This is a genomic window from Campylobacter sp. CH186, from assembly GCF_004378925.1.
In the GTDB taxonomy this organism is placed as follows: domain Bacteria; phylum Campylobacterota; class Campylobacteria; order Campylobacterales; family Campylobacteraceae; genus Campylobacter_D; species Campylobacter_D jejuni.
Window position 1 is genome coordinate 134,166 of record NZ_RYYB01000004.1, and the last position, 17,876, is coordinate 152,041.

Annotated in this window: 18 protein-coding genes; 8 read left to right on the top strand and 10 right to left on the bottom strand. The window is 31.8% G+C overall.

Translation table 11 applies throughout. The annotated features are described in order from the left end of the window. Position 1: 1 nt before the first annotated feature. The 4 genes from ELQ09_RS05380 to ELQ09_RS05395 are packed head-to-tail and all read left to right on the top strand — an operon-like array spanning position 2 to position 4,437. Positions 2 to 2,311, top strand: coding sequence for a chemotaxis protein CheW (locus tag ELQ09_RS05380; protein ID WP_070316693.1), 2,310 nt, complete (start codon positions 2 to 4; stop codon positions 2,309 to 2,311). Positions 2,312 to 2,315: 4 nt separating this feature from the next. Then, the gene (locus ELQ09_RS05385; protein WP_002826355.1) at positions 2,316 to 2,837 is read left to right on the top strand and encodes a chemotaxis protein CheW; all 522 of its coding nucleotides are present in this window, start codon (positions 2,316 to 2,318) and stop codon (positions 2,835 to 2,837) included. Beyond that, positions 2,837 to 3,460, top strand: coding sequence for a phosphoserine phosphatase SerB (gene serB / locus ELQ09_RS05390; protein WP_070316692.1), 624 nt, complete (start codon positions 2,837 to 2,839; stop codon positions 3,458 to 3,460). Before ELQ09_RS05385 ends, serB begins: the two co-directional genes overlap by 1 nt. Further along, positions 3,460 to 4,437, top strand: a complete 978-nt coding sequence (locus ELQ09_RS05395) for a transaldolase (RefSeq protein ID WP_070316691.1) — start codon at positions 3,460 to 3,462, stop codon at positions 4,435 to 4,437. The genes serB and ELQ09_RS05395 overlap by 1 nt, the downstream gene beginning before the upstream one ends. On the opposite strand, the gene ELQ09_RS05400 is transcribed toward ELQ09_RS05395, so the two are convergent. The 10 genes from ELQ09_RS05400 to ELQ09_RS05445 all read right to left on the bottom strand — a co-directional run bounded on the left by ELQ09_RS05400 (position 4,438) and on the right by ELQ09_RS05445 (position 14,469). Beyond that, positions 4,438 to 4,860, bottom strand: coding sequence for a hypothetical protein (locus ELQ09_RS05400; protein WP_002851686.1), 423 nt, complete (start codon positions 4,858 to 4,860; stop codon positions 4,438 to 4,440). It lies immediately after the preceding gene. Further along, positions 4,857 to 8,126: a carbamoyl-phosphate synthase large subunit gene (gene carB / locus ELQ09_RS05405; RefSeq protein WP_070316690.1), complete on the bottom strand. Its 3,270-nt coding sequence runs from the start codon at positions 8,124 to 8,126 to the stop codon at positions 4,857 to 4,859. Before carB ends, ELQ09_RS05400 begins: the two co-directional genes overlap by 4 nt. Before the next feature lie 261 nt (positions 8,127 to 8,387). After that, the gene (gene mreC / locus ELQ09_RS05410; protein ID WP_002877813.1) at positions 8,388 to 9,137 is read right to left on the bottom strand and encodes a rod shape-determining protein MreC; all 750 of its coding nucleotides are present in this window, start codon (positions 9,135 to 9,137) and stop codon (positions 8,388 to 8,390) included. Further along, positions 9,127 to 10,167: a rod shape-determining protein gene (locus ELQ09_RS05415; protein ID WP_002851700.1), complete on the bottom strand. Its 1,041-nt coding sequence runs from the start codon at positions 10,165 to 10,167 to the stop codon at positions 9,127 to 9,129. The genes mreC and ELQ09_RS05415 overlap by 11 nt, the downstream gene beginning before the upstream one ends. A gap of 11 nt (positions 10,168 to 10,178) precedes the next feature. Then, positions 10,179 to 11,402, bottom strand: coding sequence for an ATP-dependent Clp protease ATP-binding subunit ClpX (gene clpX, locus ELQ09_RS05420; RefSeq protein ID WP_070316689.1), 1,224 nt, complete (start codon positions 11,400 to 11,402; stop codon positions 10,179 to 10,181). Beyond that, on the bottom strand, positions 11,395 to 12,186 hold the full coding sequence (gene lpxA, locus ELQ09_RS05425; protein ID WP_070316688.1) for an acyl-ACP--UDP-N-acetylglucosamine O-acyltransferase: 792 nt from the start codon (positions 12,184 to 12,186) through the stop codon (positions 11,395 to 11,397). Before lpxA ends, clpX begins: the two co-directional genes overlap by 8 nt. Continuing rightward, positions 12,186 to 12,626 carry a 3-hydroxyacyl-ACP dehydratase FabZ gene (gene fabZ / locus ELQ09_RS05430; RefSeq protein ID WP_002851782.1) on the bottom strand — a complete coding sequence of 147 codons (441 nt, stop codon included), beginning with the start codon at positions 12,624 to 12,626 and terminating at the stop codon, positions 12,186 to 12,188. Before fabZ ends, lpxA begins: the two co-directional genes overlap by 1 nt. A 93-nt stretch (positions 12,627 to 12,719) precedes the next feature. Beyond that, positions 12,720 to 13,811: an epoxyqueuosine reductase QueH gene (locus ELQ09_RS05435; RefSeq protein WP_044305744.1), complete on the bottom strand. Its 1,092-nt coding sequence runs from the start codon at positions 13,809 to 13,811 to the stop codon at positions 12,720 to 12,722. Next, positions 13,811 to 14,266 carry a thioredoxin-dependent thiol peroxidase gene (gene bcp, locus ELQ09_RS05440; protein WP_134224785.1) on the bottom strand — a complete coding sequence of 152 codons (456 nt, stop codon included), beginning with the start codon at positions 14,264 to 14,266 and terminating at the stop codon, positions 13,811 to 13,813. The genes ELQ09_RS05435 and bcp overlap by 1 nt, the downstream gene beginning before the upstream one ends. Further along, the gene (locus ELQ09_RS05445) at positions 14,263 to 14,469 is read right to left on the bottom strand and encodes a 4-oxalocrotonate tautomerase family protein (protein ID WP_070295301.1); all 207 of its coding nucleotides are present in this window, start codon (positions 14,467 to 14,469) and stop codon (positions 14,263 to 14,265) included. The genes bcp and ELQ09_RS05445 overlap by 4 nt, the downstream gene beginning before the upstream one ends. Positions 14,470 to 14,643: 174 nt before the next feature. On the opposite strand from ELQ09_RS05445, the gene ilvE reads away from it, so the two are divergent. The 4 genes from ilvE to ELQ09_RS05465 are packed head-to-tail and all read left to right on the top strand — an operon-like array spanning position 14,644 to position 17,711. Further along, positions 14,644 to 15,558: a branched-chain-amino-acid transaminase gene (gene ilvE / locus ELQ09_RS05450; RefSeq protein ID WP_002857493.1), complete on the top strand. Its 915-nt coding sequence runs from the start codon at positions 14,644 to 14,646 to the stop codon at positions 15,556 to 15,558. Positions 15,559 to 15,570: 12 nt separating this feature from the next. Further along, a complete protein-coding gene (locus tag ELQ09_RS05455; protein ID WP_070316685.1) occupies positions 15,571 to 16,659 on the top strand; it encodes a prohibitin family protein in 1,089 nt (362 codons plus the stop codon). Positions 16,660 to 16,671: 12 nt separating this feature from the next. Continuing rightward, positions 16,672 to 17,202 carry a DUF2393 domain-containing protein gene (locus tag ELQ09_RS05460; RefSeq protein WP_002934113.1) on the top strand — a complete coding sequence of 177 codons (531 nt, stop codon included), beginning with the start codon at positions 16,672 to 16,674 and terminating at the stop codon, positions 17,200 to 17,202. After that, complete coding sequence (locus ELQ09_RS05465) at positions 17,202 to 17,711, top strand: DUF2393 family protein (RefSeq protein WP_070316684.1); 510 nt, start codon at positions 17,202 to 17,204, stop codon at positions 17,709 to 17,711. Before ELQ09_RS05460 ends, ELQ09_RS05465 begins: the two co-directional genes overlap by 1 nt. The last annotated feature ends 165 nt before the right edge of the window (positions 17,712 to 17,876 follow it).

Sequence of the window (17,876 nt, forward strand, 5' to 3'; positions counted from 1 at the left end):
TATGGAAGATATGCAAGAAATACTTGAAGACTTTTTGGTTGAAGCTTTTGAGCTTGTTGAGCAAATCGACCATGATTTAGTAGAGCTTGAATCAAATCCAGAAGATTTAGAATTATTAAATAGAATTTTCCGTGTTGCACATACGGTTAAAGGATCATCAAGCTTCTTAAATTTTGATGTTTTAACAAAGTTAACTCACCACATGGAAGATGTTTTAAACAAAGCAAGACATGGCGAGTTAAAAATAACTCCAGATATTATGGATGTAGTTTTAGAGTCTATTGATAGAATGAAAACTTTGCTTAATTCCATTCGTGATAATGGCAACGATACTGCTATTGGTATGGATATAGAACCAATTTGCGCAAGATTAACAGCTATTTCAGAGGGAGAGTCTCCTGTTGCGGCAAAAGATTCAAATGAAAAATCTACTCCACAAGCAGAACCAGAAGCACCAAAACAAGAAATAGCTACTCCAGAACCTGAAGTAGATGTTAATCAATTAAGTGATTCTGAAGTTGAAGCTGAAATAGAAAGACTTTTAAAAGTTAGAAAAGCTGAAGATCAAGCTCGTCGCGCACAAAAAAAACAAACAACAAATGCGGTACCTAAATCGACTAACAATACAGCAAATAAACCTGCGGAAAGTGGAGAGAAAAAAGTTCCTGCTTCAGGTAGTAATGCTAGCAGTATGGATCAAACCATACGCGTGGAGGTAAAAAGATTAGATCACTTAATGAATCTAATTGGGGAGCTTGTTTTAGGTAAAAACCGTTTGCTTAAAATTTACGATGATGTTGAAGAGCGTTATGAAGGAGAAAAATTCCTTGAAGAACTTAATCAGGTTGTAAGTCAATTAAGTATTATTACAACTGATGTTCAGCTTGCTGTAATGAAAACAAGAATGCAACCTATAGCAAAAGTTTTCAATAAATTCCCAAGAGTTGTTCGTGATTTGAGTCGTGAATTAGGAAAGCAAATAGAACTTGAAATTACAGGTGAAGAAACTGAACTTGATAAATCTATCGTAGAGGAAATTGGCGATCCTATCATGCATATGATTAGAAATTCATGTGACCATGGTGTTGAGGATCCAGCAACTCGTGCAGCTAATGGAAAACCTGAAAAAGGTATAGTTCAACTTAAAGCTTATAATGAAGGCAATCACATCGTTGTAGAAATTACAGATGATGGTAAAGGACTTGATCCAAATGGCTTAAAAGCAAAAGCTATAGAGAAAAATTTGATTACCGAAAGAGAAGCAGATCAAATGACAGACAAAGAAGCTTTTGCTTTGATTTTCAAGCCTGGTTTTTCAACTGCGGCTAAAGTAACAAATGTTTCAGGTCGTGGTGTAGGAATGGATGTTGTTAAAACCAACATCGAAAAACTAAATGGGGTAATTGAAATTGATAGTGAGTTAGGTAAAGGAAGTTCATTTAAACTTAAAATTCCTCTTACCTTGGCAATCATTCAATCTTTACTTGTAGGAACTCAAGAGGAATTCTATGCAATTCCACTTGCAAGCGTTCTTGAAACAGTTAGAGTGCCAATTGATGATATCTATACTATCGAAGGTAAAAATGTATTACGCTTAAGAGATGAAGTGCTTTCTCTTGTGAGACTTTCAGATGTATTTGGAGTTAAACAAGTCCTTGAAAGCGGTGATCAAACTTATGTCGTTGTTATAGGGGTAGCAGAAAGCAAGCTTGGTATTATAGTAGATACTCTTGTAGGACAAGAAGAAATAGTTATTAAATCTATGGGTGATTATTTACAAAATATCCAAGGCATAGCAGGAGCTACAATCCGTGGTGATGGTAGAGTGACATTAATCATTGATGTAGGTGCTATGATGGATATGGCCAAAGAAATTAAAGTTGATATTAAAGCGCAATTAGAATCAAGCGCGAAAAAACCTAAAGAACAACCAAGTGATTATAAAGTCTTAATTGTAGATGATTCTAAAATGGATAGAACCTTAATGCAAAAAGCTTTAGAACCGCTAGGAGTTAGTTTAGTTGAAGCAACAAATGGTGTTGAAGCATTGAATATTATAAAATCTGGCGAACATGATATTGATGCAATGCTTATAGATATCGAAATGCCAAGAATGGATGGATACACCTTAGCTGGTGAAATTAGAAAGTATTCTAAATATCGTAACTTACCACTCATTGCAGTTACTTCAAGAACAAGTAAAACTGACCGCTTAAGAGGTGTTGAAGTGGGTATGACTGAATATATCACTAAACCTTATTCTCCAGAATACTTGGAAAATGTGGTTAGAAAAAATTTGAAACTAGGATAAGAATATGAGTAATGAAAAATTAGAGCAAATTTTGCAAAAACAGCAAACTCAGATGGCTGGTCCTGATGTCGATCAAAGAGAAGATGATATCATCCAACTTGTCGGCTTTGTAGTTGGAGATGAGGAATATGCGATTCCAATTCTTAATATACAAGAAATCATCAAACCTATAGAATATACTAGAGTTCCTAGTGTACCTGATTATGTTCTAGGGGTTTTTAATATGCGTGGTAATGTTATGCCACTCATTGATCTAGCTCAACGCTTTCATTTAGGAAGTTCTAAAATGACACCTCAAACAAGATATATTGTTTTAAGAGGTGAGACAAATGGAACTGGAGTTGGAGGAAATGCTGGTTTTGTTATAGATAGATTAACTGAAGCAATTAAAATTCACAGAAACAGAATCGATCCACCACCTGAAACTTTAGTTAAAGACAAAGGTATGATTTATGGTATAGGAAAAAGAGATGAAAATATCTTAACTATACTCAAAGTAGAAGCTTTACTTAAGCGCGAATTTTAATGATTAAACTTTGTGTTTTTGACTTTGACGCTACTTTAATGGATGGTGAAACCATCGATATTTTAGCTACAGCACATGGCAAGGGTAATCAAACAAGCGAAATTACCCGCCATGCCATGGCTGGAGAGCTTGATTTTTTCGAAAGTCTTCAAAAACGAGTAAGCCTTTTAAAAGGTATGTCTTATAAAAAAGTTTTAGAATTAGGTAGCACACTTCCACTAATGCATGGAGCACATGAACTTATCCAATATTTAAAATCTAAAAATATACAAATTGTTATTTTTAGCGGTGGTTTTCATGAAGGCATAGATCCTGCTATGCAAAAACTTGGAATTAACCTTGGTTTTGCAAATTATCTGCATCATAAAAATGACATTTTAACAGGGCTAGTTGGTGGGGAAATGATGTTTTCAAATTCAAAAGGCTTAATGCTACAACGATTAAAAAGCTTTTTAAATTTGAAAACAGATGAAGTGATGTGTGTTGGCGATGGGGCAAATGATTTGGCAATGTTTAACGAAAGTGGATTAAAGATTGCATTTTGTGCTAAAGAAATTTTACGTTCCAAAGCTGATATTTGCATAGATATAAAAGACTTAAAAGAAATAATAAAGGTAATATAATGAAAAATTTTTCTCTTTGGTGTGATTTTATAGAAAATAGTTTTTTAGATAATGAATTTTTAAATTTATTATCACATGGAATTAATGGTGCTACTTCAAATCCTGCTATTTTTAAAAATGCTATTTTAAATTCTCCAATTTATAAAGATAAAATTCTTAAATTAAAAGGAAAAAAAACAAAAGATATTTATGAAGAATTAGCAATTTCTGATATTCAAAAAGCAGCTGATAAATTAGCTCCTCTTTTTTATCAAAAAAACGATGGATTTATAAGTATTGAAATAGATCCAAGACTTCATAATAACACGACTCTTAGTTTAGGCGAAGCTAAAAGACTTTATAGTGCTATTAGCAAAGAAAATGTAATGATTAAAATTCCAGCTACAAAAGCTTCTTATGAAGTAATGTATGAACTTATGAAAAATGGTATTAGCGTCAATGCTACCTTAATTTTTTCTCTTGAACAAAGTCAAAAATGTTTTGAAGCTTTAAATGCAGGTTTAGTCGAATTTAGAAAAAACAATATAGCCTTAAAAGAACAAAATACTAGAACACCACAAGCTGTTATAAGTATTTTTGTAAGTCGTTTTGATAGACTTTTAAATCCTAAAGCCAAAGAGCAAAATCGTATTGGAATTTTAAATGCAAATTTAGCTTATAACAATATCTACTCAAAAAATGAACCTAATATTCGCGCCTTGTTTGCAAGCACTGGAGTTAAAGGAGATGATCTGCCAAAAGACTATTATATCAAAGAACTTCTTTTTGAGAATTCTGTTAATACTGCTCCTCTTGATGCAATAGAGGCATTTAAAGGAAAAATGGATTTTAAAAAACCTTTAATGAATTTTGAAATTTATACAGAACTTAATCAAATCATTTCTCAAAGTGAACGAGAAAAAGCTTGCAATGATTTGTTAAGCGATGGCATAGAGCAATTTTGTATTGCTTTTGAAGATATTTTAAAAGCTCTTTAATTAACGTATTTTTATCATTTTATTCTTTGAAAGTTTTAATATTTTTGATGGGATATTTTCGAAAAATTTCTCATCAAGTATTATATCAGCAACACTTCTAGCCCATTCTTCATCAAATTCTTTTCCATGCTTGTTTGCCGAAGATGAATAAAAATAGCCATTTTTACTTAAAAAATTCGCATGTTTACACTCTTTCACAATACGAATGGCCTGATTATTTGGATAAATAAAAGTTGTTTTTTTAGAACGACGTACTAAATTTTTAAAAGATTTTGGAATTCTTGCCAAACTTTTTAACTCGCAAAATTTCGCAGAAGTGATTAAGCAAGGTTGATTTTTATCTCTACCTTTTAAAGCATTAATCTCTTCTAAATTTTTACTTAAAAATCCTACCGTAGTATCTGTTTGAGCTAAATAAATCAATATTTAAGCCACTCTTGCAAACTCTTTGCATCTAGGCAAGATTTACTCTGTATAGCTTTAATCGATTTTGCACCTGCTAAAGCTGATCGTAAATTTGTAAAATAAGGTATTTTAAAACGAATAATATTTTCACGAATTTTTTTCGTATCACCTTTAAAACTGTGATTATCACTTGTATTGATAACTAAGTGAATTTCTCCATTTTTCAATTTATCTTCAACATTGGGGCGTCCTTCTGAAATTTTATGCACAAGCCCACACTCAAAACCACTTTCTAAAATTTCCTTGCAAGTCCCCCCAGTTGCCATAAGCTTAAAGCCAAGCTTTACATATTCTGCGGCGATTTTTTTGGTATATTTTTTATCCTTATCTTTTAAGGAGATAAATACCACGCCTTGCTCTGGAAGATGATTAAACGATGCGATTTGACTTTTTGCGTAAGAATTTGCAAAATCCTTGCTTATACCCATAACTTCACCCGTTGAACGCATTTCAGGGCCTAATTCTAAATCACTTCCGCTAAGTTTTGCAAATGGAAATACTGCTTCTTTTACGCTCATATATTTTGGAGTTTTAGGGCGTAAAATTTTAGTATCAAAATTAACCACTTTGAAAGTATCATAAAATTTTAAAGCTTCTTTTAAATTTCCTTGCCACATCACACGCGTTGCCACTTTTGCTAAAGGAATACCCGTAGCTTTACTAACAAAAGGCACAGTACGACTAGCTCTAGGATTTAATTCTATCATATAAAGCTCATTATTATGTAAAGCAAATTGTATATTTAAAAGCCCTACAACTCCTAAATTTAAAGCAATATCTGCTGTTTTTTGTGCAATAAATTCTTGCATTTTTTCATCGATATTACAAGGTGGTAAAGAACAAGCACTATCACCTGAATGAATTCCTGCTTCTTCTATATGCTCCATAATTCCTGCCACATAAACATCTTTGCCATCACAAATCGCATCAACATCAATTTCTGTAGCATTGTCTAAAAACTGATCGATCAAAACAGGACTTTTATCGCTTACATCCACAGCTTCTTGCATATAGAGTCTAAGTTCAGCCTCATCATTTACCACACGCATCGCACGCCCACCTAAAACATAACTTGGTCTTACAAGCACAGGATATCCTATATCACTAGCCTTAAGCACTGCTTCTTCCACGCTTATTGCAGTGGAATTTTTTGGCTGATTGATGCCTAATTTTGTAATAAATTCGGCAAATTTCTTTCTATCTTCTGCCATATCAATTACTCTTGCACTAGTACCTATAATTTTAGCTCCAAAAGCACTCAAACGCTTAGCAAATTTCAAAGGAGTTTGTCCACCAAAATGCACAATCACTCCATCAGGTTTTTCACGCTCAATCACCGCTCTTAAATGTTCAAAATCAATAGGCTCGAAATACAAAATATCGCTTGTATCGTAGTCAGTCGAAACGGTTTCAGGGTTGCAATTATACATAATAGTTTTAATACCCATATCTTTAAGCGCAAAAGAAGCATGTACGCAAGCATAGTCAAATTCTATACCTTGTCCTATGCGGTTTGGCCCCCCGCCTATAATCATCACTTTTTTTTCTTTTTTATCCTTAGCATCGTTTTTACTTTGAGTGAGTTCGCTTACATTAATACTTGAATAAAGATAAGGAGTTAAGGCTTCAAATTCACCCGCACAAGTATCCACTTCACTAAATTCTGCGATGATTTTTTGCTTCATTCTTGCATAATAAATATCATTTTGGCTTAATTCTAAATTATCTTTCAAATTTACAAGCAAGGCTATCATTTTATCTGAAAAGCCCATAGTTTTTGCTTTTCTCAAAAGAGCTTTATTGTTTAAAATATCCATATCAATTTGCTCTTCAAAATCTACAATTTCTTTAATCTGTGTTAAAAACCAAGGATCTATTTTACAAAGCTCATAAAGTTCTTCTACGCTAAAACCTTCCCTAAAAGCTTGAGCAACATAAAGCAAACGCTTTTCATTGGCATTGCGAATTTTAAAAACAAGATCATTTCTATCTTCAAATTTTACTCTATCAAAACCACTCAAAGAACGCTCAAGAGAACAAAGTGCTTTTTGTATACTTTCTTTAAAAGTGCGTCCTATAGCCATTACCTCACCCACACTTTTCATAGCTGTACCTAAAGTTGTGTTTGCTCCTGGAAATTTTTCAAAAGTAAAGCGAGGAATTTTTGTTACGATATAATCAATCACAGGCTCGAAAGATGCAGGAGTTCCTGTAATATCGTTTTTAATCTCATCTAAACTAAAGCCTACTGCCAAAAGTGTCGCAACCTTTGCTATAGGATAGCCCGTTGCCTTAGAAGCTAAAGCACTTGATCTTGAAACTCTTGGATTCATTTCTATAACTATCATTCTTCCATTTTTTGGGTTGATAGCAAACTGCACATTACTTCCGCCTGTATCTACGCCAATTTCACGCAAAATAGCAAAAGAAGCATTACGCATAACTTGATATTCTTTATCCGTCAAAGTTAATGCTGGAGCTATTGTAATACTATCTCCTGTATGAACTCCCATAGGATCGATATTTTCTATACTACAAACTATGATACAATTATCCGCTCTATCGCGTATAACTTCCATTTCATATTCTTTCCAACCCAACAAACTTTCTTCAATCAAAATTTCATGGATAGGCGATAAAGCTAAAGCAGTATTGGCAAGTTCTTTAAATTCGTCCATATTATAAACCACACCACTTCCAGCACCTCCTAAAGTATAAGAAGCACGGATCATCAAAGGAAAGCCAATTTCATCTACAGCTTTTAAAGCTTCATCATAATTATACGCATACATCGATTTTGGTAAATCCATGCCGATTTTTTTCATACATTCTTTAAAGACCTGACGATCTTCACCTTTTTTAATCGCCTCAGGGTTTGCACCTAAAAATTTCACATCTCCTAAAAGTCCACTTTCATAAACTTCCATAGCAACATTTAACGCTACTTGTCCACCCATGGTTGGTAAAATTGCATCAATTTTTTCTTTTTTAATAATACTTAAAATACTTTCTTTTGTTATGGGTTCTATATAAGTCGCATCTGCAAATTCGGGATCTGTCATGATGGTTGCAGGATTTGAGTTAATTAATACTACACGATATCCTAATTCTTTTAAAGTCTTTGCGGCTTGAGTTCCAGAATAATCAAATTCACAAGCTTGTCCTATCACAATAGGACCACTTCCTATAAGTAAAATACTTTTAATATCTGTTCGTTTTGGCATAAATTTTCCTAAGAGCATAAATTTGGGCTGATTATAACAAAAATTAGTTTTATAAACTTTGAAATTATCGATATAATTTTAAAAAATAAACACTCTGCTTTTAATCTAGGAAATAATACATAAAGAAATTTAAGATTTTTTATAAAATTCTCATTCGATTATAAAAATTTATTTGATAATTTAATAAAATTTTTAGCATTAAACAAAGTTATAATAATTAGCAAAAATATAGAAATTTTTTTAAAAAGTCTAATCCTTGACTTATAAATTATCTACTACATATAAATAAGCAGGAATACTAATCTTAACATAAGGCTTTACTTCTACACTTTGATACATATCTTCATCATCAATTCTATTCACAATCCCAACAGGTATATCTGAAAAGAAAATATTATCAAGTCCACTTGTTAAAATTTCATCTCCGATATTAATTTTTGCCCATTTTGGAATAAATTTAACCACAATCCTGCCATCTTCACCTTGGATTAAACCTGGAGCTTTGGATTTTCCTATATAAACAGAAAAAACACACTGATCATCACCTTGTAAAAGAGCCATTGCTCTACCATTTTTATTAATAGCTATACCTGCGGTATATCCTTGATATATCAAACCACGATTTTTACCAACGGGAATTTTGCTCCAATCTAACCATAATTTTTTATAATCATTCAATTGAACATAAGAAATAACTCTAGTTAAAGAAACTTGAGGTAAATATTTTGTAGAATTTTGATCCTCTAAAATACGATTTAATTGATTTGCAAAACTAGTTACCTTTACAGCAATATCTTCTAATTCTTTATTTCTAGCTTTTAGTTGCTGAATTTGATTTGCTTGATTAAAGTGTTCTGAAATTTTTTCTCCTAAATAATCTTTAATATTATAAAAATTACCTATAACAAAATCATTAACACGGAGAACATTTTGCTTAATAAGTCCTCCATAATAAAAAGATATAAAAACCAAAAAGGCTAAGACAAGAACATAAAAAATCTTATTCTTCATTGGTTAATTGTTGTAATAATGAAATTTCCTCTAAAGCTTTACCTGTTCCTTTTGCTACAGCTAAAAGCGGTTCATCTGCGATATAAACTGGCAAACGTACAATTTCACTTAAGTATTTATCAAGACCACGAATCAATGCTCCGCCACCTGTTAAAACTACACCATTTTCTACTATATCACTTGCTAAATCAGGCGGCATCATTTCAAGAACCATTTTTAAAGCATCAGCAATTTCTTTTAAATACTCACGCATCGCTTCTCTTACATCTTCGCTTGTAAGTTCAATACGACTTAAAAGTCCACTTACTTGATCGCGTCCTTTTACCACCATAGAAAGCTCTTTTGGAAGTTGTATTGCTGAACCTATAGTGATTTTGATCTCTTCGCCTGTTCTTTCACCTATGATAAGATTGTATTTTTCTTTTACATAATTAACTATACTCATATCAAGCTTATCTCCAGCCGTACGAATAGACTTTGAAATCACAAGTCCACCCAAAGAAATCACTCCAATCTCAGTAGTTCCACCCCCTATATCTACTACCAAATTTCCTTTAGGCTCTTGTATAGGTAAACTTGCACCAATAGCTGCTGCCATAGGCTCTTCAATCAAAAATACCTCTCTTGCACCTGCGCTTAAAGCACTTTCTCTTACCGCTTTTCTTTCTACTTGAGTTAAACCATAAGGAACAGAAATGATAATTCTAGGGCGTAAAAAACTTTTTCTACGGTGTGTTTTTTCTATAAAATAGCGGATCATTTTTTCAGTCATATCAAAATCTGCAATCACGCCATCTTTCATAGGACGAATAGCTTCGATATTGCCTGGAGTTTTTCCCACCATATCTTTAGCTTCTTTACCTACGGCTAAAATTTTTGCTTTGGAACCATACCTTTCTCTTTCAACTGCCACAACAGAAGGCTCATTTATCACTATACCCTTATCTTTTACCAAAACTAGCGTATTAGCTGTTCCTAAATCAATCCCCATATCACTAGAAAAAAATCCTATAAGCTGATCTAATATCATTTCTATCCTTTTTAACTTATTTTTCTTTTTATTAATAATGCCTTTGCATTGTCTTTAACAACTTCTTTGGTTATTACAATATCATAGTCTTTATACTCTGGTAACTCAAACATTAAATCTATCATCATTTCTTCTATAATACTTCTAAGCCCCCTAGCCCCTGTTTTTCTCTCCAATGCAAGTTGTGCGATAGCTCTTAGAGCATCTTCCTCAAATTTTAAATTCACTCCATCAATAGCAAAAAGCTTTTGATATTGCTTAATAATGGCATTTTTAGGCTCAGTTAAAATTCTTACCATATCTTCTTCATTAAGCTCATTTAAAGATGCAATCACATGCAAACGACCTATAAGCTCAGGAATCAAACCAAAATGCACCAAATCATCAGGTTCAATTTTCTCAAGTAAAGCTTTATTTTCTTCTTTTGCATCATCAAAAAAGCCCACAACTTTATCGCCAAGTTTTCTTTTTAAGATAGTTTCCAAACCATCAAAAGCTCCACCACAAACAAATAAAATATTTGAAGTGTCAATTTGTATAAACTCTTGATTTGGATGTTTTCTTCCCCCTTTTGGTGGAATATTTACCAAACTTCCTTCGATAATCTTAAGTAAAGCTTGCTGCACACCCTCTCCACTTACATCACGAGTAATAGAACGATTTTCACTCATTCTAGCAATTTTATCAATCTCATCAATAAAAACTATACCTTTTTGAGCTCTTTGCACATCTCCATCTGCAGCTTGTAAAAGACGTGTTAAAATATTTTCCACATCCTCACCTACATATCCTGCTTCAGTTAAAGAAGTTGCATCACAAATTGCTATAGGTACATCTAAAAATTTAGCTAAAGTTTGCGCCAATAAAGTTTTTCCACTTCCTGTTGGCCCAACAAGTAAAATATTTGACTTAAAAAGCTCTGTATCATCATCTTGAAGTTCGGCTTTAAAAAGTCTTTTATAATGATTGTATACTCCAACACTAAAAACTTTTTTAGCTCTATCTTGTCCTATAACATAACGATCTAGATAAGCTTTTAATTCTTTTGGAGTGATATCTTTAAATTCTGTATTATGGCTTTGTTTAGGTTCTTTAAATTCTTTTTCTTCTCCATAAATAATACTATAAGCACCTTCAACGCAATATTCACAAATAAAAGCATCATCATTTTCATTTGCTAAAATTCTTCTTTGTGGATTCTCCACTTCATTGCAAAAACTACATTTTCTAGGCATTATTTTTACCCCTATAGATAGGAATTCCGCGCTTTGTTTCTAATATAAAATGGCACATTTTTTTAACATTTTCACTTTCTTGATTTTCAAGCAAATTTTTAGCATTTTCTTTTAAATCTCCTTGTCTAAATAAAGTTTTAAAAGCTCTGCTAAGTCTATCTACTTCATCTTTATCAAAACGACGACGAATACCTACTAAATTTAAACTTCTAATACTTGCACGATTTCCTTCTGCTAAACAAAACGGTACTATATCCTGAGAAAGTGCACTTGCTCCTGCTATCATACAACCCTCACCTACTTTGACAAATTGATGAATAGGTGTAAGCCCGCCTACAACCGTAAAATCTCCAAGCTCTACATGTCCTGCTAAAGTTGCATTATTAGCTAAAATAATATTATTACCTAAAAGACAATCATGAGCAATATGACAATAAGCCATAATAAAAGCATTATCGCCTATACGAGTAAAACCATCTCCTTTAGCTGTACCTGAATTTATCGTTGCAAATTCTCTAATAGTTGCATTTTTTCCTATAACAACACCGCTTTTTTGCTCTTCTTTATAAGATATATCCTGAGGAATATCGCCTACTATAGCATAAGAAAATACACGAGAATGATCACCTATAGTTGTATCTGAAAGAATTCGAGCACCTTGTTTGATGACAACATCATTACCTATTTTAGCATCTTTGCTTACATAGGCATAAGCTTCTATTACAACATCGTCACCAAGTTGTGCACCCTCTTCAATCACCGCACTTGGATGAATTTTTTTCATTATTTATCCACTATCATAGCTTTAAGCTCGGCCTCTGCAACTAAATTTCCATCTACAAAAGCTTGCCCTTTAAAAATCCACATATTACCACGATTTTTAACCACGCTCATTTCATAATCAAGCCTATCTCCAGGACGCACAGGATTTCTAAATTTTGCTCCATCTATGCCTGTGAAATAAACCACTTTACTTTTTGGATCCACTTTATCTTCCATACTTTCAAAAGCTAAAACTCCACCTGTTTGAGCCATACCTTCTAAAATCAAAACTCCAGGATAAATAGGATGCCCTGGAAAATGTCCCATAAAAACATGGTCACTTATACTGATGTTTTTATATCCTCGCACCACTTCTTTAACTTTTAATTCTGTAATTTTATCTACTAGTAAAAAAGGATAACGGTGTGGTAAGATTTCTTGAATTTGCATTACATCTATCATTATTAAATTAACCTTGAAAACAATTAAAAATTTTATTATATAAAAAAATCATTAAAAATTACATTAACAAAAAAGTTTTTCTTAATAAATTTCTTAAATTTCTACAAGCACCTCTTGATTATCATGATAAATTTCACTTTTTGCTATCACTTCATATCTTGAAGGTAAAATATTTTCAAGGATGATAATAGGGCTAAGATTATAAGTTCCAAACAATTTATTGCGCCATTTAATTTCTGCTTGCACACTCAAAGGTCTTTTTAAAAAATCTTCAAAATTTTTCCATTTATTTTTAAAAAATGTATTAAAACGCCAAAATTCTACAAAAACCATTTCATCTTTGGTGCTTCTATAAAAACCTTCTTTTAAATTCTGTTTTAAGCTTTCTTCATTTAAAGAAAATCTTGTATAAGCGTTTTTAAAATGCGAATAAAATAAAATATGAGATTTAACAGGCTTTTTATCTAATTTTATCAAAGCGCTTAAAAGACGATAATTTAAAAATTTCTCTCTTAAAATTTCAAATTTTATACCCTTTTTTTCCCATAAAACTACTTTTTTATAAAGAGCTATTCTTGCTTCTATACTTGCAGGTAAAATTTGCTTATTTACAGAAGACATTAATTCATCAATGAAATTCTTATCTTGTTTTTGTTTTTTAAGTCCATAAATACAACCACAATAATTTTGATGATAGAGCATTTCTTTTTTTGCTAAAGCAAACTGCCTTTGAGTGCCGCCATTTTTACGAAAATCAGGAGCTAAAAACTCTACCCCATAAGGCTCACATTCTTTTTGTAAAGCATTTTTTAACTGTTCTAAATCTTTTTTAGGGCTAGTTAAAAGCGTAGTAGTAAGCTTTTTTTCTCCTATTTTAGCAGCAAATTTAACACTAGATCCCATTCTTACATCAAAGCAAATTTCACACCTTGCACCCTTTTCAGGCTCATCTTCATAACCACGCACAGCATTAAGCCATTTTTCATACTCATACTCACCTTTATAAAGCTTGATACCAAGTTTATCACAAGATCTTTTTACATCTAAAAATCTTAGTTCGTATTCGCTTAAAGGATGGATATTTGGATCATAAAAATATCCTATGATTTTTTCATTAGGATAAGTTTTTCTAAGTTCTTCAATAAAATAATGACTATCTACGCTACAACAAATATGTACTAGCATTAAAGACTTTCAAGCACTTTTAAAGCATGATCTTTTACACGAACATTACTATAAATTTGGGCAATCTTACCTGTTTCATCGATAACAAAAGTAGAACGAATAAGACCTTCGTATTCTTTTCCGTAATTTTTCTTAAGCCCCCAAGCTCCATAAACTTTAGCAACTTCTTTTTCACTATCGCTAAGTAAAGTATGTTTTAAATCAAATTTAGAGATAAATTTTTCATGACTTGCCACGCTATCAGGACTGATACCAATAATCACTGCATTTTTACCACCAAATTTATCATAATTTGCACTAAAATCACAAGCTTCTGTAGTGCAACCTGGGGTATTATCTTTTGGATAAAAATACAAAATCACCTTTTTGCCAATAAAATCTTTTAATGCTATTTTTACCCCATCTTGATTTAAAAGCTCAAACTGAGGCGCTTTATCTCCTATGTTTAAACTCATTTACTTGCCTTTGCTTTAATAGCTTCAACGCTTTCTCCGCCAAAGCCTATGTCATAATTTTCCACATCTTCTAAAACCACCACAACTCTTTCTCTACTTTTATTATATTTCGTGCTTAAAAGTTCGGTAATATCAGCTATAAGTTCCGCTTTTTGTTCCTTGCTTAAAGACGGCTTTGCTAATTTAATATTTACCAATGGCATAATTTCTCCTTTTTAACGATAATTTTTCATAATTATTTCAAAAAATACCTAATATTTTTTTTAACAAAAAACCTTAATTTAATAAAAGCTTATTGTTAGTATATTTTTGATAAAATCCCGATTTATTCTTAAAATAATATTTTTTAAGAAATAAACAACTATAAAAGGTAAAAAATGATCTCAGCAGATAAAATTTGGATGGATGGAAAATTAGTTGATTTTAAAGATGCAACTTTGCACTTTTTAACCCATTCTTTGCATTATGGCAATGCTGTTTTTGAAGGAACTAGAGCCTATAAAACAGATAAAGGCTTAGCAATTTTCAGACTTGAAGATCACACCAAAAGACTTTTAGAGTCTGCAAAAATTACTCTTTTAAATTGTCCTTTTTCTCAAAAAGATCTTGAAAATGCACAAATTGAACTCTTAAAAGCAAACAATTTTCAAAGCAATGTCTATATCCGTCCTTTGATTTTCTTAGGTGATGGAGTTATGGGACTTTATCATATAAAAGCTCCTGTAAGAGTTGGGATTGCAGCTTGGGAATGGGGTGCTTACCTTGGAGAAGAAGGTTTAGAAAAAGGCATAAAAGTAAAAATTTCGTCTTTTGCAAGAAATAGTGTTAAATCATGCATGGGAAAAGCTAAAGCAAGTGCGAATTATCTTAACTCTCAAATTGCAAAATTTGAAGCTATTGAAGCAGGCTATGAAGAAGCTTTGATGCTTGATGAAGAAGGTTTTATCGCAGAAGGAACAGGAGAATGTTTCTTTATTGTAAAAGATGGGGTTTTAATCACGCCTCCAAATGATTTTTCTTTAAAAAGCATTACTCAAGATACAGTGCTTAAAATCGCTCATGATCTTGGTATCACCGTGCTTCGCCAAAGAATTTCAAGAGATGAAGTTTATACTGCTGATGAAGCATTTTTTACCGGAACAGCCGCTGAAATCACACCTATTAACAATATCGATGCAAGAATAATAGGAAATGGTTTAAGAGGATCTGTAACTAAAAAACTTCAAGATGCTTATTTTGATGTAGTTTATGGACGCAATGAAAAATACGCATCTATGCTAACTTATATTTAAAAAAGGAAATAAATGCCAGCTGATTTGAATGATTATTTCAATAAAAAAAATGGAAATTCTAACAATAACGGAAACAACAACCGTCAAAATTTCAATTTCAAAGCACCAGAATTTAATTTTAAAGGTTTTGGAAAATTCTCTCCATTTGTTTATGGAGTGATTATTATTATCTTATTTTTAATCGTTGCAAAACCTTTTATGGTGATAAATTCTGGGGAAATGGGGATTAAATCAACAACAGGTAAATATGACCCAAATCCATTAGAACCAGGACTTCACTTTTTCTTACCTTTTGTACAAAAAATAACCATAATCGATACTAGAGTAAGACAAATCAACTATGCTTCTATAGAGGGAAGTAATGAAAATTTATCTTCAGGTTCAGGTGTTATTAATAAAAATAGTATTTCTGTACTTGATTCTCGTGGATTGCCTGTATCTATTGATGTTACGGTGCAATACCGTTTAAATCCTTTGCAAGTTCCTCAAACCATAGCTACTTGGAGCTTAAATTGGGAAAATAAAATTATCGATCCAGTTGTTCGTGATGTAGTGCGAAGTGTTGTAGGAAAATATACAGCCGAAGAACTTCCTACTAATCGTAATACAATAGCCGCTCAAATAGAAGAAGGTATAAGAAAAACCATAGAAGCCCAACCAAACGAACCTGTAGAACTTCGCGCTGTACAACTTAGAGAAATTATTTTACCTTCAAAAGTAAAAGAACAAATCGAACGCGTGCAAATTGCAAAACAAGAGGCTGAAAGAACTAAATATGAAGTAGAAAGAGCTAATCAAGAAGCCTTAAAAAAAGCTGCTTTAGCTGAAGGGGAAGCAAATGCAACCATAATCAGTGCCAAAGGTAAAGCTATGGCTGTTAAAATAGAAGCAGATGCACAAGCTTATTCTAACAAAGAAATCGCAAACAGCTTAAACACTCCTTTGCTAAATTTAAAGCAAATTGAAACTCAAAAAGAATTTAATGAAGCTTTAAAAGTCAATCAAGATGCTAAAATTTTCTTAACTCCAGGTGGAGCAGTGCCAAACATTTGGGTTGATACCAAAGATGCTAAAAAGCAAAGTTCTGCCAACATGAACTAAAAGGATACGCAAGTGGAAAAACTAAGAGAAATCGTGCTTTTTTACACTACTCATTTATATTTAGTAGATTATATGCTGATTTTATTAGTTTTTTTTCTCTTCACTTGTGTTTTACTTCTTTGTGTATTTTTACGCCATAGACCTATAGCAGCACTTTTTATTATTGCATTTGATATTATTATTTGTTTTTTAGTTTATATCTATGGGTATAAACTAATAGACAATGAAATAAGAACTCGAAAAACCGCTATTACAGATCAAAAAATAATACAAAGCTCAAATGATTTAATTGTTGATTTTAACATTACAAATAATTCAAAAAATAATTTTAAAGAATGCAAAATTACAGCTAAAATTTTTGCAGATAAAATACCTAATGATAATATCATAGAAGAATATAAAAAGAAATTTATCCCTTTTAGACAAAAAAGTAGAGAAATTAAAGATCTAAAGAAAAATGCAACCCAATTTCAAAGAATTGCTTTTGAAAATTTTAACTATGAAAATAACTATACCATACGCTTAGTTTCGGAGTGTTTTTAATGCATTTTACAATTTTTCATATTATAGCTTTTATTATTTTACTTATTTGCTTTGCCTTGATTTGTATTTTAATCTTTCTAAAAGTCGAACAGAAAGAAATGGCTTTGATTTCTTATACCATAGCTACTATTTTTATCGCACTTTTGATATATTCTATTTTTCTAACAATCAATCAATTCACCACTCAAGCCGATCTTAGCAAACTAACCTACACAAGAGATCTGAGACATGAAAGTGTTATCGTAAGCGGAAAGGTCCAAAATCTTACTAAATTTGAAATCAGAAAATGCTATTTGATGCTTAGCATATTAAACCAAAAAAAAGCAGGGGGAGAAATTTTCAATGATAAAAATATCCGCAATGCCAAAATGCAAAATACAAGTGTTTCTTACACTATAGAAATTATAGACAAACTTCCAGGTAATGCTTATAAAGAATTTAGAGCGAGTGTTCCTTTTCCTCCAAGTTTTGATAACCCTGAATTTTATCACACTCTAAAATGTATTTGATTTAAAAAATATACTTAATATTAACAATTAGAATTTGTCTATATCACAATTTCATTAAATCTTAAAGAATTAAACATATATTATTTTATAGAGATAACTAGCTTTTTAGCTAGTTATCTAAGGTTAAAACCTCTTCTTCTTAACATCTTCTAAGATATTATTAGC

What these genes read in the sequence shown, in the direction of transcription:
- serB (WP_070316692.1), top strand. Translation starts at nt 2,837, where the DNA reads ATGATTAAACTTTGTGTTTTTGACTTTGACGCTACTTTAATGGATGGT.
- ilvE (WP_002857493.1), top strand. Translation starts at nt 14,644, where the DNA reads ATGATCTCAGCAGATAAAATTTGGATGGATGGAAAATTAGTTGATTTT.
- fabZ (WP_002851782.1), bottom strand. Translation starts at nt 12,626, where the DNA reads ATGATAGATGTAATGCAAATTCAAGAAATCTTACCACACCGTTATCCT.
- ELQ09_RS05435 (WP_044305744.1), bottom strand. Translation starts at nt 13,811, where the DNA reads ATGCTAGTACATATTTGTTGTAGCGTAGATAGTCATTATTTTATTGAA.
- ELQ09_RS05395 (WP_070316691.1), top strand. Translation starts at nt 3,460, where the DNA reads ATGAAAAATTTTTCTCTTTGGTGTGATTTTATAGAAAATAGTTTTTTA.
- lpxA (WP_070316688.1), bottom strand. Translation starts at nt 12,186, where the DNA reads ATGAAAAAAATTCATCCAAGTGCGGTGATTGAAGAGGGTGCACAACTT.
- ELQ09_RS05445 (WP_070295301.1), bottom strand. Translation starts at nt 14,469, where the DNA reads ATGCCATTGGTAAATATTAAATTAGCAAAGCCGTCTTTAAGCAAGGAA.
- ELQ09_RS05415 (WP_002851700.1), bottom strand. Translation starts at nt 10,167, where the DNA reads ATGATATTAGATCAGCTTATAGGATTTTTTTCTAGTGATATGGGGATT.
- clpX (WP_070316689.1), bottom strand. Translation starts at nt 11,402, where the DNA reads ATGCCTAGAAAATGTAGTTTTTGCAATGAAGTGGAGAATCCACAAAGA.
- mreC (WP_002877813.1), bottom strand. Translation starts at nt 9,137, where the DNA reads ATGAAGAATAAGATTTTTTATGTTCTTGTCTTAGCCTTTTTGGTTTTT.
- bcp (WP_134224785.1), bottom strand. Translation starts at nt 14,266, where the DNA reads ATGAGTTTAAACATAGGAGATAAAGCGCCTCAGTTTGAGCTTTTAAAT.
- ELQ09_RS05385 (WP_002826355.1), top strand. Translation starts at nt 2,316, where the DNA reads ATGAGTAATGAAAAATTAGAGCAAATTTTGCAAAAACAGCAAACTCAG.
- ELQ09_RS05465 (WP_070316684.1), top strand. Translation starts at nt 17,202, where the DNA reads ATGCATTTTACAATTTTTCATATTATAGCTTTTATTATTTTACTTATT.
- carB (WP_070316690.1), bottom strand. Translation starts at nt 8,126, where the DNA reads ATGCCAAAACGAACAGATATTAAAAGTATTTTACTTATAGGAAGTGGT.
- ELQ09_RS05380 (WP_070316693.1), top strand. Translation starts at nt 2, where the DNA reads ATGGAAGATATGCAAGAAATACTTGAAGACTTTTTGGTTGAAGCTTTT.
- ELQ09_RS05455 (WP_070316685.1), top strand. Translation starts at nt 15,571, where the DNA reads ATGCCAGCTGATTTGAATGATTATTTCAATAAAAAAAATGGAAATTCT.